The sequence below is a fragment of the Luteibacter sp. NPDC104163 genome, assembly GCF_055584245.1.
The window spans coordinates 90250-104899 of the sequence record NZ_JBVJMK010000007.1 but is presented as its reverse complement, the minus strand read 5'-3'; the positions used below and the strand labels follow the sequence as shown (position 1 = coordinate 104899).

Genomic DNA, 14650 nt, shown 5'->3' with positions numbered 1-14650 from the left:
GATGATGCCACGTTTTTTGGCCGCCGGCGGGCGAGGGAAGCCCCCGCCCCCCTGTACCCCCTACGACCCACCCAGGGCATGTACGACATCGGCAGTCTCACTATGGCCCTTAGCGCGCAACACGACCTCGAGCACGCCGAAACCCGCCAACAACACCGTTCCAAGGAATGCTGCGAGTAGCGCCGTCAACTTCGCCGTCGTGGGTATTGTTTTGACGGTGTCGCCCAAAGCGACCAGTTTCACGTCGAAGGCATCGAACCTTCCGTTCAGCACCTCCACCTTGGCATCAATGGTGATCTTTAGGGCCTCGATCTTCCCATCGACGCTGGCGCTTAGTGCCTCGATCTTCCCATCGACGCTGGTGCTTAGTGCCTCGATCTTCCCATCGACGCTGGCGCTTAGGGCCTGCATCTTCCCATCGACGCTGGCGCTCAGGGCCTCGATCTTCCCATCGACGCTGGCGCTTAGTGCCTCGATCTTCCCATCGACGCTGGCGCTTAGTGCCTCGATCTTCCCATCGACGCTGGCGCTTAGTGCCTGGATCTTCCCATCGACACTGGCGCTCAGGGCCTCGATCTTCCCATCGAAGCCTTCACGGAGCCCATCCAGCTTCCCGTCGATCGCTACATTCTGCCCTTCGAGCTTGCCGTCAACTGCGGCCAGGATGCCGTCCAGCTTTCCATCGATCCTGGCGACCGTGCATTCGAGCCGGACGACGCTGCCTTTGATTTCGTGTACATCTTCATGGAGGTCGTCCACGCGGCGCCGCAGGTCGACAACATTCTCTTCTAGTTTACTGACTCGGTTTTCCATGCGCGCATCTTTAGAGGGAGCGCGCGCTGGTGCAACTTCCGCGCTCCCCGAGTCATGCGGTGTCAGGTAATTCGCCTCCTGATATGCGGCTGCCATTTGTCCTCCGAACGCTACCTTCGACGTGTGATGTCGATGGTACGCGGGCCCTGACGAGGAGGTGCCCGCGTCGTTCTGTAGTCTTTCTCTTACACAGCCCGCCGAACGGCTTGTGCAAGACAATTCGTAGACAAACATCGCATCAGTGCTGTTCCAATTCTCCCCAGATCGCGGGTTTCGCGCCGAACGCTTTTCGTAGCGCGACATAAAACACCGGCGTCAGGAACAAGCCAAACAGTGTGACGCCCAGCATGCCGGCGAAAACCGTGACACCCGTTGCCGAACGCACTTCGCTACCCGCGCCATGGCCCAGCAGCAGTGGCACGGAGCCGGCGATGAACGCGATCGAGGTCATGACGATCGGGCGCAGGCGCAACTTGCACGCCTCGAGCGCCGCATCGACCGTGCTGGCGCCGTGGATCTCCAGTTCGCGGGCGAACTCAACGATCAGGATGGCGTTCTTGCATGCCAGGCCCATGAGCACGACCAGACCGACCTGGACGAACACGTTGTTGTCCCCACCAGTCAGCCAGACGCCGAACAAGGCGGCGCACAGGCACACGGGGACGATAAGGATTACCGCCAGCGGTAGCGTCCAGCTCTCGTAAAGCGACGCGAGTACAAGGAACACCAGCAGGATCGATACGGGGAAGACGACGGCCGCGGCATGGCCCTGGGTCACCTGCTGGTAACTGAGGTCCGTCCATTCGAGGGTAATCCCACGGGGCAGGACCTTCGCCGCAATCTGCTGCAACTTCGCGATGGCCTGGCCCGAGGACAACACGCGCGGATCGGTGTCGCCGATGATGTCGGCGGCCGGATAGCCGTTGTAGCGGATGACCGGGTCGGGACCGTAAGCCGGCGTGACCGTGACCATGGAGCTCACCGGCACCATGCCGCCATCGCGATTGCGCGTGTACAGGTTGCCGATGTCGGCGGTCTGCTGGCGGAACCCCGCATCGGCCTGGGCCATCACGCGGTAAACGCGGCCGTATAGGTTGAAGTCGTTGATGTAGACGGAACCCAGGTAGACCTGCAGCGTGCTGAACAGGTCGGTCAACGCGACGCCCTGGGCCTTTGCCTTCTGCCGGTCGACCTTCACTTCGAGCTGGGGAATGTTGGCCTGGTAGCTCGTGACCGGGAAGGTCATGCCCGGTGTCTTCGCGACTTCGGCCTGGAAGGCGTTCACGGCATCCTGCAGCGCGCCGTAACCCAGGCCACCGCGGTCTTCGAGGTAAAGCGAGTAGCCGGATCCGTTGCCGAGGCCCTGGATCGGCGGTGGCTGCAAGGCGTAAGCGAACCCGTCCTTGATCGCCGCGAGCTTGCCGGCGAGCTCGGCGGAGATCGCCGCGGCAGATCGGCTGCGCTCATCGAACGGTTTGAGGATCACGTACGACGCCGTCTGGTTGGGCGTGTTCGTCGACTGCAGCGCGTTGAGCCCGGCGTAGCCGTTGGTCAGCTCCACGCCATCGACCGTACTGGCCACCTTCGCGATGGTCTCGGTGACATCCGAGGTCCGTGCCAGCGACGCGCCTTCCGGAAGCTTTGCGCCGGCGAAGAGGTAGAGCTTGTCCTGGGTGGGGATGAAGCCACCGGGTACGACGTTGAACAACAGGGCAGCGGCGACCAGCAGTGCCGCATATACCCCGAAGATCACGCCGCGCCGGCCGAGCGTACGCCCGACGACCGAGTGATACCCATCCGACGATCGTGCGAAGAACCGGTTGAAGCCACGGAAGAACCAGCCGAAGGCGCGATCCATGCCACGGGTCAGCGCGTCTTTGGGTGCATCGTGGCCGCGCAGGAGCTTCGCCGCGAGGGCGGGCGAGAGCGTCAGGGAGTTGATCGCCGAGATGACCGTCGAGATGGCGATGGTGACCGCGAACTGCTTGTAGAACTCACCGGTCACGCCCGACAGGAAGGCCATGGGTACGAACACGGCGCACAGCACCAGCGCAATGGCGATGATGGGGCCGGAGACCTCGCGCATGGCCTGGTGCGCGGCGTCCCGCGCGGACAGCCCCTGCTCGATATAGCGCTCGACGTTCTCCACCACGACGATCGCATCGTCGACCACGATGCCGATCGCCAGGACCAGCCCGAACAGGGTCAGGGTGTTGATGGAATAGCCCAGGAGCAGCAGCCACGCGAACGTGCCGACAATCGATACCGGCACCGCCACCAGCGGAATGATCGAAGCGCGCCAGCTCTGGAGGAAAAGGATCACGACCAGCACGACGAGCAGGACGGCCTCGAGCAGCGTATGGCCCACGGCGCTGATGGACTCGCGGACGAACACCGTGGGGTCCCAGACCGGCTTCCACGTGACCCCGGGTGGGAAGGATTTGGAGAGTTCGTCGAACTTCGCGTAGACCGCGCTGGCGACTTCCAGCGAGTTCGCCCCGGGCGTGAGGAAGATGCCGACGCTCGTGCTCTCATGGCCGTCGACGGAGGTGCGCGTGGTGTAATCGCTGGAACCGAGTTCGACGCGCGCCACGTCGCTGACACGCACCACGCGGCCCTGCTCGTCGTTCTTCAGGACGATGTCGCCGAATTCCTCGGGGCTGCGCAGGCGGCCGCGCACGTTGATCGAGACCAGGAAGTCGCTCTTCTTCGGCGAGGGCTCGGCGCCGAGCTGGCCCGCCGACACCTGGACATTCTGCTCGCGGACGGCGTCGACGACTTCGTTGGCGGTCAGGCCGCGGGCGGCCAGCTTGTGCGGATCGAGCCACAGGCGCATCGCGTAGTCGCCGGCACCATACAGGGCTACGTCGCCGATGCCGGGCAAGCGGGAAAGCTCGTCCTTGACGTGCAGCGTGAGGTAGTTGCGCAGGTACAGGCGGTCGAAGCGGTGGTCGCTGGATTCGACGCTGACGTACATCAGCGGCGTCGGCGATTGCTTCTGCGTCGTCACACCGAACAGACGCACGTCGTCGGGCAGGCGGCTTTGCGCCTGGGAGACACGGTTCTGCACGCGGACCGCCGCCGTGTCGCCATCGACGCCGGGGGTGAAAGTCACGGTCAGCTGCAGGCTGCCATCCGAACCGGCGACCGACTTCATGTACATGATGCCTTCGACGCCGTTGATGGCTTCTTCCAGCGGGACCGCCACGGAGTCCGCGATTTCCTTGGGATTTGCGCCGGGGTAGGTGGCGCGGACCACGACACTGGTGGGCACGACCTCGGGGTACTCACCGACGGGCAGCAGGGGAATGGCGATAAGACCGGCGGCGAAAATGATCACCGAGAGCACGATCGCGAAGATCGGCCGGTCGATGAAGAACTTCGAGAAGTCCATGCTCAGTGGCCCCCGATCGCGGCGACGGCGTTGGTCGCGACGGGCGTGGCTGGCACGGCACGCACCGGCATGCCGGAGAAGTAGATCTTCTGCGCGCCGCTGACCACGACCTTGTCGGTCGCTTCCAGGCCGGTTAGCACGACCCGCATGCCACCGATATCCCGGCCGAGCGTGACGTCCTTGCGCACCGCATTGCCCTTGCTATCGACGATGTAGACATAGCGCCGGTCCTGGTCGGTGAGGATGGCTTTTTCATCGATGAGCCGCGTCTCGACAAGTGCGCCGCTTTCGAAACGCACGCGTGCGAACAGGCCGGGTGTGAGCTTGTGATCCGGGTTCGGGACGACGGCGCGGGCGCGTAGCGTGCCGGTCGCCGGGTCGAGGCGGTTATCGAGGAAGTCGACCTTCGCCTCGCGCGGGAAGCCGTCTTCATCCGCTAGTGCCACGCGCGCGGTCGCGGTGTGGTCGGCACCGTTGCCGTAGCGCAGGTAGCTGTGTTCATCGCAATCGAAGTACACGTACATCTCATCCTGCGAGACGACCGTGGTGAGCAGGCTGTCATCGATGCTGGCCAGGTTGCCGAGCGTGAGCAGGGCCCGCCCCGCACGACCGGCCACCGGTGCGCGGACCTGGGTAAAGGCCAGGTTGAGCGAGGCGGTGGCCACGGCCGCCTCCGCGGCGTGCACGTCGGCGCCGGTCTGGTCGACACCCGCCTTGCTGGTATCGAAGTCTTCCTTCGAGATGTAGTGGGTCTCGACCAGTTTGCTGGCGCGAGCGAACCGGCTCTGTGCCAGCTTCGACGCCGCGCGTGCACTCTCCAGCTGCGCCTGTGCGGTATTCAGCGCATCGCGGTAGGGCCGCGGGTCGATGACGAACAGCAGGTCGCCGGCCTTGACCTCGGCCCCTTCGGTATACGCGATGCGATCGATGTAGCCGCTGACGCGGGGCCGGATATCGACCGACTGGATCGCTTCGACCCGGCCGTTGAATTCATCGACGGAACGAATGGGCTTGCTGACCAGCGCGGCGACGCCGACTTCGGGCGGCGGTGCCGCTGCGGCTTCGGGAGTGGATTTGTGGCACGCCGTGAGCAGCAGCAGGGCTGCGAGGGATACATGCTTGACCATGGGGTGAGGCCAGGAGGAGGGAGTCAAGCAGGATGGGCACGGCGCTTGCGCGAAAAAAGCACCAAAAACGTGTGTTCTGGCTGTACCAAGTTGCCGCGTGGTGTATCAGCCGCCGCGCCAGGTCGCGTCCAGCCGCTGTACCGCAGCCATTGCATCCGCTTCGCTCGTGAAGTTGGCGAAGCCGAGCAACAGGCCGCCGTGCGATGCCTTGCGCAGGCGCCAGTCGCTCAATGCGTGGATCGCCAGGCCGTTGGCGCTCGCAGCCGATGCCAGCGCGCGGTCGTTACGGCGCGCCTTGAGGTGGGCGAGGATGTGGATGCCACCGGCCTGGGGCTGGACGAAGAGGCGATCGCCCAACATATCGTTCAGCGCATCGACGACGTAACCGCGGCGCGCCGCATAGAGCGGGCGCATCTTGCGCAGGTGCCGGGCGAACAGCCCCTGGCCCATGAAGTCGGCGATCATGGCCTGCGGCACGATCGAGCCGGGGCCGGGCAGGTGCGCCACTTCGTCGCGGAACGTGCCGACCAGTGAGGCGGGGACCACGAGGTAGGCGAGGCGCAGGCCGGGCACCAGCACCTTGCTGAACGTGCCGGTGTAGAGCACGCGATCATCGTGGTCGAGGCTCTTCAGGGCGGGCAGGGGGCGGCCGTGGTAGCGGAACTCGCTGTCGTAGTCGTCTTCGATGATCCATGCCTTGCGGCTGCTGGCCCAGTCGAGCAGTTCCAGGCGGCGCGGCAGGGAAAGCGCCATGCCCATGGGGCTCTGGTGGGTAGGCGTGACCACGGCGAAGCGGGCGTTGCGGGCGTGCTTCTTGCCTTCGCTGACGCAGAGCCCTTCGTCATCCACGCTCACCGGGTGCAGGCGAAGGCCCGCGCGTTCCAGGAAGATGCGCGCGAGGAGATAACCGGGATCCTCATACCAGCCGATGTCGCCTGGCTTGAGCAGCGTATGCCGTATGAGATCGAGCGCCCCGCGGTACCCCGTGGTGATGAAGACCTGCTCATGCGAACACGAGATGCCCCGCGAAATCCCCAGGTAGGTCGCGACGGCGCGACGCAGCGGCTCATGGCCCGCGGGGTCGGGGTAGGTCATGGCGGAGGTGTGCAGCGTGCGCTGGTGGCGTCCGCACAGGCGCGCCCAGGTCTTGCGTGGGAACGCATCGAGTGCGGGCAGGCCAAGCTGGAAGGGCGCGGCGCCCGTTTCGCTCATGCTGGGTACCGCGGCCGTACCGTTTGAAGGCGCCGGGGCTGCGTGACGCGCGGGTTCGTTGTGGGACCCCAGCCGCGGCGAGACCACGGTGCCAGCGGCGCCGCGCGTGACGAGATAGCCCTCGCTGACCAGGACCTGGAACGCCATTTCGACGGTGCCACGGGCCAGGCTCAACTCGCTTGCCAGCGTCCGCACCGAAGGCACGCGGTCGCCGGCGCCCAGCCGGCCATCGGCGATCGCCTCGCGGAAGTGGTTGTAGAGCTGCAGATAGATGGGCGCGTCGCGGTCGCGCGCCGCATTCAGGCGTTTCAGCTCGTCGGTGAATGTCCCAGTCATAAAGGCAGATCTTGCACCTGTGCCATGGGCCATCAGTTTCCTACAGTGCTGCCCTGACGACAAGGAAACACCCGTGGACACCTATCAGATTGGCCCGGTCGAAACCGACCAGGACTACGAGGCCTGCTTCGACACGATGCGCCTGCTGCGCCCGCACCTGACCGATGCCGCGGCCATCGCCGCCCGCGCCCGGCGGCAGGGTGCGCAGGGATACCGCCTGCTGGCGGCGTGGCATCGCGACCATGCGATTGCGCTGGCTGGCTATCGCATCACCGAGAACCTGCTCTACGGCCGCTTCCTTTACATCGATGACCTGGTGGCGAGCGAAGACGCGCGTGGCCGGGGCATCGGTGGTGACCTCATCGCCGAGTTGCGCGAGGAAGGGCGCCGGCAGGGTTGCAGCCACATCGTGCTCGATACCGCGCTCGCCAATGCCCTGGGCCAGCGGTTCTATTTCCGGCAGGGCCTGCTCGCACGCGGCATGCATTTCAGCCAGCCGCTCTAACCATCGGAGATACCCCCGTGAAGATCCTGCACATCGATTGCAGCCCCCGCATCGAGTCCTACAGCCGCGCGCTTTCCGCCGGCATCGTCGATCGCTTGCTGGATACGACGCCTGATGCCGAGGTGCTACGGCGCGACCTGGGCTGGCATCCGATCCCGCACGCCACCGAGGACTACGCCCGCGCGCTTTCCTCGCCCGCGGCACTTGCCATGGGAGCGGAGGGTGACGAGATGGGACTTTCCGAGGAGCTGATCGTCGAACTGGAGCGGGCGGATGTCGTGGTGATCGGGACGCCCATGAATAACTTCACGGTGCCGTCCGTGCTGAAGGCATGGATCGACCAGATCCTTCGCTATGAGCGCACGCTGACCTCGGTGGGGGCAGGCAAGAAGGTGGGCCTGTTGCAGGATCGGCCCGTGTATGTCGCCATCGCGTCGGGCGGTGTGTTCGCCGGCGAACGCGCGAACCAGCCGGATTTCCTGCGGCCGTACCTGAGTGCCGCGCTGGGTTGCATCGGGTTGCACAGCCTGCATTTCTTCCCGCTGCAGGCCACGGCGTTCCTGGCGCCCGAAGCGCTGGACGAGGCATTCGACGCGGTGCTGGCGAGTTTCGACGGGGCCTTCGCGGCCGCCTGAGCAGGGCCGGGAATAAAACCGTCGCGGCGATGATCTTGGCATGCGTGGGCGCCGCTCCGGCGCCACCAGCCCGAGGTCCCCGCCATGTCCATGCCAGCCCAAGCCCTCCACGCCAGCGCGTCCATCCGCTCCCGGTCCTACACGAAAGTCGCCATCGCGATGCACTGGAGCATCGCCTTCCTGATCTTCCTGAATGTCTGCCTGGGTTTCCTCATGGAAACCTTCCCCAAGAGCGCGCCGGGGCATGACCAGGTCCTGTTCTACCATGCCTCGTTCGGCAGCCTGATCTTCGGCCTGGCCGTGTTCCGCCTGTTCTGGCGATCGACGCACAAACCACCGGCGTTGCCTTCGCACATCCCCGCGTGGCAGCAGAACGTGGCCCATGTGCTGCACTGGATCCTCTACACGCTGATGCTGGCGGTGCCGCTCACCGGTTACCTGCATCGCATGGCGGGCGGCCACCTGGTCAGCTTCTTCGGCATCGGCTACCTCCCGGTGCTCATCGGCAAGAACGAGCCCCTGCGCCTGCTGACCGATACCTTGCACGTCGCGCTGGTCTGGACCCTGTGTATCCTTGTGGTGGGGCACATCGGCGCCGCGTTGAAACACCGGTTCATCGACCGCGACAGCGTCATCCAGCGCATGCTCGGCGTATAACGCCCATGGTGGGCAACTCACGGAGTGCGTTCGGCATGGGTCCGCAGCACACATGATGTCGGCAGGTAACCGGGCGGTCGTGGACGAGCTGGCGCTGCGTCACCTCGATGCTGCCTATAACCTGGGCCGTTGGTTGCTGGGCAGCGAGCAGGACGCCGCGGATGCCGTGCACGACGCCTACCTGCGCGCTGCCCGCGCCGCCGATACCTATGCAGGTGGCAACGCGCGGGCGTGGTGGCTGGCGATCGTACGCAACTGCTGCCTCGCGCGGCTGGCGGTGCGCAACAAGGAAAAGAAAAATGTCGCCATCGACGATAACCCCGTCGCTGCCGAGCGCTGGATGCCACGGGCCGAGGCGGACGAGGTGGAGGAGCGGGTTGATAGCTCGCGCCGCCGCGAACTCATCGCCGTGCACCTGGGCAACCTGCCCGAGATCTTCCGCGAAGTGCTGATCCTGCGTGAGATGGAGGAACTGTCTTACCGGGAGATCGCCGACGTGCTCGAAACGCCCATTGGTACGGTGATGTCCCGGCTCGCCCGCGGGCGCGCTTTGCTGCAAAAAGCCCTGACTGACGACGGCGCGATGGAGGCCCCGCATGGACTGTAAGACCGCCAGCGAGCTGTTGCCGTTGTACTTCGATGGTGAACTCGATCGCGCGACCAGCCGCGAGTTCGAGGCGCACCTGGATGAATGCGCGACGTGCCAGGCCGCGCTGATCCAGCTGGATGCGTTGCGTCGCTCGTTGCGTAACGATGTGCCGCGTTACAGCGCGCCCGAATCATTGCGGGCGCGGATCGGGAAGAGTGCGGCCGGCGACGCATCGATGGCGCGTCCGCGGCAGCGTGTGTCGCGCCCGTGGCTGGCCCTTGCGGCCTCCTGGATCCTGGCGTTCGTCGCGGGCGGTGTGACGCTATCCGCCTGGAACCAGGGCTCGGCACCGGCGCAGGAGGCGTCGCAGCTGCACCGCGATCTCTTCGCCAGCCACTGGCGTGCGCTCGCCGCAGCCTCGCCGATCGACGTGGTCTCCACCGATCAGCACACCGTAAAGCCGTGGTTCGCCGGGAAGGTGGCCATCTCGCCGGTGGTGCAGGACTTCGCCGACCAGGGCTACGCGCTCATCGGCGGGCGTATTGATTACGCCGGCCGCGAACGCGTCCCGGTGCTCGTCTACCGGCACGGGAAGCACCTGATCGACGTGTTCGTGCTGCCGTGGAAGGCGGGTGCTGAAAGCCGTGATGCGGTGGAGGCCGAGGGCTACGTGCTCGAGACCGCGAGCCTCGGCGGCCAGGCGGTGGCGATCGTCTCGGACATGGATCGCGGCGAGCTGACGCGGTTCCGGGATCTACTGAACGCGGCGGGACCCAGCCGCTAGCCGTCGCGACCGGTCAGGCCAGTTCGCCATGCGACGTGCGGTCGAGCCAGCGGAACGGCCGTTGCATGGCCCATTCGATCTCACGGGCCAGGGCGTCGGGGATGGGAGCGCCCGTGCGTATGTCATCAAGCACCGCGGGGTCGACGCCCAGTGACTGGGCCAGGGCTCTCCATTGTGAAATGCCATCCGCCCGGAGTTCGGCGATCAATCGCCTGAGGTTGTTCCGCCGGATGGTCTGGAGTGGATCGCCCTGCATGTATCGGTTCCCTTGCCCGCTTCGCAAGATAAATGGCTCATCGACCGGGGGTTGGGATGCGCAAATTCGGCGCCTCAACCTGCGAATTGGGCAGGTTGTGCGCCTCGTTTATTGAGTGGAAAGCGTCCGGGGCGGCACAGGGTAAAAGCGGCAGGCCTCACGCGGTGCTAACACCCGGCCCGGTTTCATGGTCCGGTGCAGGGCGTCTTTAGGTAGGGACGAATGGGCTTGGGTGATACAACGAATCCCGATACGGGTGTCGATGAACTGGTCCGGCTAGCCGGGCCATGCGCCGACGACGAAGGCGTCGTCATTGCCAACGCCTCCGGCGAACTCGTTTTTGCCAGTGAGCGGGCGGCGGATATCCTTGGCATCGTCCGCCTCGGCGCGGGGGTGGACGACTACAGCGCGTTGCATGGCGTGTTCACCGAAGATGGGCGCCCCTATCCCTCGTCCGATCTTCCCCTTGCGCGTGCCATCCTCCTCAGGAAGACGACGCGCGGTGAACGCCTGCTGATACGTCGGCCGGATGGACTCATCCAGCTCATCGAAGTTTCCGCCCGGCCGCTCATCGACGCCGCGAAGCGCCACGTCGGTGCCGTGGCCGTTCTCCGCGTACTGGCCCGGTAACCCTCGCGCGTTTCACATGGGCTAATCCGCCACCGCGTAGGCGTAGGTATGCCGCAACGAGGGACACGCTGGCGGGTGCCCGCCTGGGCCGCCGCAGGCGACGAGGGCGGACGAGGCCATCCATGCCATCGTGTCGAATGCCTTGTGTGATCCTACGGGCGGCGCCTTGAGCCCCGCGCGCCTCAACGCATCGCGCAACACGTGGATGCGCCCCATGCGCCGCGTCGCGGCCGTGTTGTACGTGAAGCTGACGGTTCGCGATGCTTCCTGGCTGGTCTCGACCATGTGCGGGCTGGTGAGCGGCATATAGACACCCGTGCCCGGCCTGAGGTGGAACACGTGGGCGCGCGCGCGGAATTCTTCCTGCCATTTCGCGTGGCTCAGGTCGTGTCGTGCGTGGAAGTCATCGCGTACCAGGTCGCCTAGCGTGGCGCGATCGGTGGGGTCCCAGACGTAGACGGTCTTCGTGCCCGACAGTTGAAGGAGCAGCACGTGGCTGCGGTCGATGTGGAATGGTGTGCATGTGTCCGGCGAGGCGGAGAAGATCCAGCCGGCGCGGTAATAAACGCCCGGATCGACGCGCTCGATCTTGTCGATGATCGGCGCGAAAGCCTCGTCGACCAGCGTCCGGTAAGTGGGATCGGCCTGGATGTGGCGGAGCAGAACCCAGGACTTCGCGTTCTCGATGGCGCTCAGCGATGCGACCGCTGATTGGCCGGAAGGGTAGAGCGCGGCTGCCGTGTCGAAGTCGGTGCCGGGCTGCACGCCGCTGGCGAAGCTATACCAGCGGTTCGTGCCACGACAGCGCTTGCCAAGTTCGACCAGGGCATCGCGTTGCAGGAGCGGGTGATCGGAGAACGTGTGCGTCAGCGGCGTAACGCGCATGGGTTCGAACTCATCCCACGCGAGTGTGATCAGCGGAGCGTTGGCGTTTGTCATGGGCGGTCACCGTTAGGGGCCACGCATCGTGTGCGTGTGCACTACCTGCCGAGGACGTTTATACGCTCGCGTTTTGCGGGCACTGCTCTGCCATCCGGCTTAGGCCGACCGGTTTAAACCGTTGGTGCGAGCCGCTTCATGGCGGTGATCGCAAGTTCTTTCGAAATAGGCCGACCGGTACGAAATGTTTTCGCATGGTCCTTCGCACGCACACGTCCAAGCGGCCGGAAGTATTCCGGGAAGCGTGTTGATTTGTCTCGTCTTGCGCGGCTTGCGCGGCGGGGGTGACCAAATCGATCGCATCAAATAATGGATGGACGGCCAAACGGAATCTACGGTGAAGCCTCGACGGGATAGGCCGTAAGAGCAGCCCTGGCTACACCGGAAAACCCCTGAAATGGGGTGGCGAAACTCCCGCCCACGCACGGCGTGGACGGGAGTGTGCAGCGTAACTACTGCGAAATATTCGCCGTCACATGGTAGACGCGCCCACCCCAGCCATCATTGGGGAAGGAGTCCGACACCTTCAGGTAGACCGGCTTCGAACCATCCGCCGCGGCTTTCAGGAAGGGCGTCAGATCCACCGTACGGTCGTCCTTGTTCGAGCCATCCGTGATCGGCCGTGTCTCTTCAAGCACCGTCGTCCAGGTCTGGTTGTCCGAGCTTGCCTGGACCACGAATTCCGCATCGATCGTCAACGTGACCGTCGCCGACTTCGTGTCACCCGGGAACGGGAAGCGGTAGGTGAAGTGCGCATTGCCATCGGCGAAGCGGTTCTGCACGCCGTTGCTCTGCGAACCATCCGGATCGAACAGCCACGGATTCTCGTCGACCGTACCCGTGTCGAAGTTGATGGCATGCGCGATGAGCACATCGGCCTCGGCGGTGTAGCGCAGGCCGGCCGCGGTCAGGTTCACGGTGACCATGTGGTGGCCATCGCTGGCGGCACTGGGCACGGTGACCTTGAGCGGAAGGGTCTTGCTCACCGGGTTGGCATTGCCACGTGGCTGCAACGGCAGCAACGAGGCGCGGGGCGTGGCGGACCAGCCGGCAGGAACGTTCACCGACGTCAGCGTGAGCAGCGGGATGTAGCCCGTCGCCGAGGCGCTGAGCGTGACGGGGATCGTCGTCGTGCCGTTGGCGGAAGGCATGACAACGGGCTGCGCCGGCGAGAGGGTGCCGGCCAGCGAGGTGATCGGCGTGAACGTCGGCACGTCGCCGATCAGCGCGCTGAGCGCGCTGGCCTGCGTACGCCAGTCGAAGACGTTCGGATGCTCGTCCGCTGTAGCACCGGACCAACGCGTGCCGAGGCGTCCCGCCGCATCGCGATCGTTGTTCCAGATGCCTTCCGCCTGTTGCGAGAGGAAGTCCGCGTAGCGCCTGTCGTGCGTGGTATCGACCAGGTCGGTCCAGTAGCGCATGAAGATGCCCTTGAACTGCTTGGCATTGTCATCGCAGGTCTGGTCCGTGGCATCGCAGGTTTCCGTCAGCGTGCCGTTGGTGACCAGGGCGTTCGGACCGATGGCGGCGTCAGCCAGGCGCTTCACCGCGGCCAGGATCTTCGGGTCGCGGGTGGCGCGGAAGAGCTCGAGGCCGCCACCGATGGCGAGGCCCTGGTTGTAGCTCCACACGTTCTGGCCGTTGTTGGTGCAGGCGTTGGTGAGGCCATCGTTGACCAGGCCATTGGCGTTGATCATGCCGCTGCCCTGGAACCAGTTCCACGCGGTGCGCGAGCGGCCCAGCCACAGCGTGTCGCCATGGATGCGGTTATGCAGCTCGGCGGTCAGCCGGATCCACAGGCCGTTGGTGATGGCGTTCTTGTACGTGCGCTCGCCATCCCACCACACACCGCCGCCACAGGTGCTGGTATCCCAGTAGCCGTTGACGTAGTTGGCGATGGTCACCGCCATGTCCAGGTACTTCGGGTTACCGGTCAGGTCGTAGGCCTGGATCCAGGTGAGACCCCACCACTCGGAATCGTCAATCGCGCGGCTGGTGAAGTTGCCGAGCAGCGGATCGCCGGAGAGCACGCCGGGCGGGAACACGCCCTTGTCCTTCTCGAAGGTGTTGTCGAGCTGGGCGAGGTAGCGGCGGTCGCCGGTGCGTTCCATATAGTCGCCGATGGTCTGCAGCGCCACGGCGGAGTTCCACCAGCTCGAGGGGAACCATGCCTTGTTCGGTTCGTACGAGCTCATCAGGACGTCCGCGGCCACGCGGGCGCGGGCCATGGCCACGGGGCCATCGGTGAAAGGGTTGGAAGACGGGGTCTGCTGGGCCGCGGCGGCGGGGAAGGTGGCCGCCAGGGCCGTCAGGCTGGCGATGGCCAGCAGCGTTTTCACGCGTATGCGTAATGCACCGAGCTTCATATGCGAAGCGCTCCTCTGGGATACCCACGATAGGGCTGGAGGCACCGCCTCCTCCCCGCCACTCCCCGGCCGAACCGCGGGCGTAGATCCGGCCTGGCACAGCGTGCGCACGGACGCATTTAAACGTCTAAATCCCCATTTAGATCGTGCGAATTGACCGAGTGTCGCAGAGCCGGGGCGGGCAAATGTGAGAACCACGTCAACGGCCAGACGGACCCTTGTGGGAGCGCGCTTGCGCGCGATGGGTGCTTGAGGGACAGCCGATCGCGCGCAAGCGCGCTCCCACAAGTACAGGTCTGCGGATTGGCGGTCCGGTTTCGGCGAGAACTACTGCGCTGCACAAGAAAGTTCTCAATCGGTTAAGATTGGCTTACGAAACGATGAGCCAGCCCCAGGGCAAGCCCCAG

Annotated in this window: 13 protein-coding genes; 6 read left to right on the top strand and 7 right to left on the bottom strand. The window is 65.1% G+C overall.

Annotated features, from left to right (window positions below):
* Nucleotides 1–60: 60 nt before the first annotated feature.
* The 4 genes from ACZ6YI_RS10715 to pdxR all read right to left on the bottom strand — a co-directional run bounded on the left by ACZ6YI_RS10715 (nucleotide 61) and on the right by pdxR (nucleotide 6882).
* On the bottom strand, nucleotides 61–813 hold the full coding sequence (locus ACZ6YI_RS10715; protein ID WP_465778624.1) for a hypothetical protein: 753 nt from the start codon (nucleotides 811–813) through the stop codon (nucleotides 61–63).
* Nucleotides 814–1051: 238 nt separating this feature from the next.
* Entirely contained in the window at nucleotides 1052–4207 is a 3156-nt protein-coding gene (locus ACZ6YI_RS10710) for an efflux RND transporter permease subunit (RefSeq protein ID WP_465778623.1), read from the bottom strand.
* A gap of 2 nt (nucleotides 4208–4209) precedes the next feature.
* Complete coding sequence (locus tag ACZ6YI_RS10705; RefSeq protein ID WP_465778622.1) at nucleotides 4210–5334, bottom strand: efflux RND transporter periplasmic adaptor subunit; 1125 nt, start codon at nucleotides 5332–5334, stop codon at nucleotides 4210–4212.
* Between the two features lie 105 nt (nucleotides 5335–5439).
* On the bottom strand, nucleotides 5440–6882 hold the full coding sequence (pdxR, locus tag ACZ6YI_RS10700; protein ID WP_465778621.1) for a MocR-like pyridoxine biosynthesis transcription factor PdxR: 1443 nt from the start codon (nucleotides 6880–6882) through the stop codon (nucleotides 5440–5442).
* A gap of 73 nt (nucleotides 6883–6955) precedes the next feature.
* Between pdxR and ACZ6YI_RS10695 the strand changes: the two genes are divergently transcribed.
* The 5 genes from ACZ6YI_RS10695 to ACZ6YI_RS10675 all read left to right on the top strand — a co-directional run bounded on the left by ACZ6YI_RS10695 (nucleotide 6956) and on the right by ACZ6YI_RS10675 (nucleotide 10052).
* Nucleotides 6956–7387 (top strand): GNAT family N-acetyltransferase, encoded by a 432-nt coding sequence (locus ACZ6YI_RS10695; protein WP_465778620.1) that lies wholly within the window; start codon nucleotides 6956–6958, stop codon nucleotides 7385–7387.
* Nucleotides 7388–7404: 17 nt separating this feature from the next.
* Nucleotides 7405–8022 (top strand): FMN-dependent NADH-azoreductase, encoded by a 618-nt coding sequence (locus ACZ6YI_RS10690; protein ID WP_465778619.1) that lies wholly within the window; start codon nucleotides 7405–7407, stop codon nucleotides 8020–8022.
* An 84-nt stretch (nucleotides 8023–8106) separates the two neighbouring features.
* Nucleotides 8107–8679, top strand: a complete 573-nt coding sequence (locus ACZ6YI_RS10685) for a cytochrome b (RefSeq protein WP_465778618.1) — start codon at nucleotides 8107–8109, stop codon at nucleotides 8677–8679.
* A 79-nt stretch (nucleotides 8680–8758) separates the two neighbouring features.
* Complete coding sequence (locus ACZ6YI_RS10680) at nucleotides 8759–9286, top strand: sigma-70 family RNA polymerase sigma factor (RefSeq protein ID WP_465778617.1); 528 nt, start codon at nucleotides 8759–8761, stop codon at nucleotides 9284–9286.
* Nucleotides 9276–10052, top strand: a complete 777-nt coding sequence (locus ACZ6YI_RS10675; protein ID WP_465778616.1) for an anti-sigma factor family protein — start codon at nucleotides 9276–9278, stop codon at nucleotides 10050–10052. The genes ACZ6YI_RS10680 and ACZ6YI_RS10675 overlap by 11 nt, the downstream gene beginning before the upstream one ends.
* Nucleotides 10053–10065: 13 nt before the next feature.
* Here ACZ6YI_RS10675 and ACZ6YI_RS10670 read toward each other — a convergent pair whose 3' ends face one another.
* Nucleotides 10066–10308 carry a hypothetical protein gene (locus tag ACZ6YI_RS10670; RefSeq protein ID WP_465778615.1) on the bottom strand — a complete coding sequence of 81 codons (243 nt, stop codon included), beginning with the start codon at nucleotides 10306–10308 and terminating at the stop codon, nucleotides 10066–10068.
* A 228-nt stretch (nucleotides 10309–10536) separates the two neighbouring features.
* Here ACZ6YI_RS10670 and ACZ6YI_RS10665 point away from each other — a divergent pair, with 228 nt between their 5' ends.
* Complete coding sequence (locus ACZ6YI_RS10665) at nucleotides 10537–10938, top strand: PAS domain-containing protein (RefSeq protein WP_465778614.1); 402 nt, start codon at nucleotides 10537–10539, stop codon at nucleotides 10936–10938.
* Between the two features lie 21 nt (nucleotides 10939–10959).
* On the opposite strand, the gene ACZ6YI_RS10660 is transcribed toward ACZ6YI_RS10665, so the two are convergent.
* On the bottom strand, nucleotides 10960–11877 hold the full coding sequence (locus tag ACZ6YI_RS10660; RefSeq protein ID WP_465778613.1) for a JmjC domain-containing protein: 918 nt from the start codon (nucleotides 11875–11877) through the stop codon (nucleotides 10960–10962).
* 452 nt (nucleotides 11878–12329) lie between these two features.
* Complete coding sequence (locus ACZ6YI_RS10655; protein ID WP_465778612.1) at nucleotides 12330–14216, bottom strand: glycoside hydrolase family 76 protein; 1887 nt, start codon at nucleotides 14214–14216, stop codon at nucleotides 12330–12332.
* Nucleotides 14217–14650: the final 434 nt, after the last annotated feature.

What these genes read in the sequence shown, in the direction of transcription:
- ACZ6YI_RS10715 (WP_465778624.1), bottom strand. Translation starts at nt 813, where the DNA reads ATGGAAAACCGAGTCAGTAAACTAGAAGAGAATGTTGTCGACCTGCGG.
- ACZ6YI_RS10710 (WP_465778623.1), bottom strand. Translation starts at nt 4,207, where the DNA reads ATGGACTTCTCGAAGTTCTTCATCGACCGGCCGATCTTCGCGATCGTG.
- ACZ6YI_RS10705 (WP_465778622.1), bottom strand. Translation starts at nt 5,334, where the DNA reads ATGGTCAAGCATGTATCCCTCGCAGCCCTGCTGCTGCTCACGGCGTGC.
- pdxR (WP_465778621.1), bottom strand. Translation starts at nt 6,882, where the DNA reads ATGACTGGGACATTCACCGACGAGCTGAAACGCCTGAATGCGGCGCGC.
- ACZ6YI_RS10685 (WP_465778618.1), top strand. Translation starts at nt 8,107, where the DNA reads ATGTCCATGCCAGCCCAAGCCCTCCACGCCAGCGCGTCCATCCGCTCC.
- ACZ6YI_RS10675 (WP_465778616.1), top strand. Translation starts at nt 9,276, where the DNA reads ATGGACTGTAAGACCGCCAGCGAGCTGTTGCCGTTGTACTTCGATGGT.
- ACZ6YI_RS10670 (WP_465778615.1), bottom strand. Translation starts at nt 10,308, where the DNA reads ATGCAGGGCGATCCACTCCAGACCATCCGGCGGAACAACCTCAGGCGA.
- ACZ6YI_RS10660 (WP_465778613.1), bottom strand. Translation starts at nt 11,877, where the DNA reads ATGACAAACGCCAACGCTCCGCTGATCACACTCGCGTGGGATGAGTTC.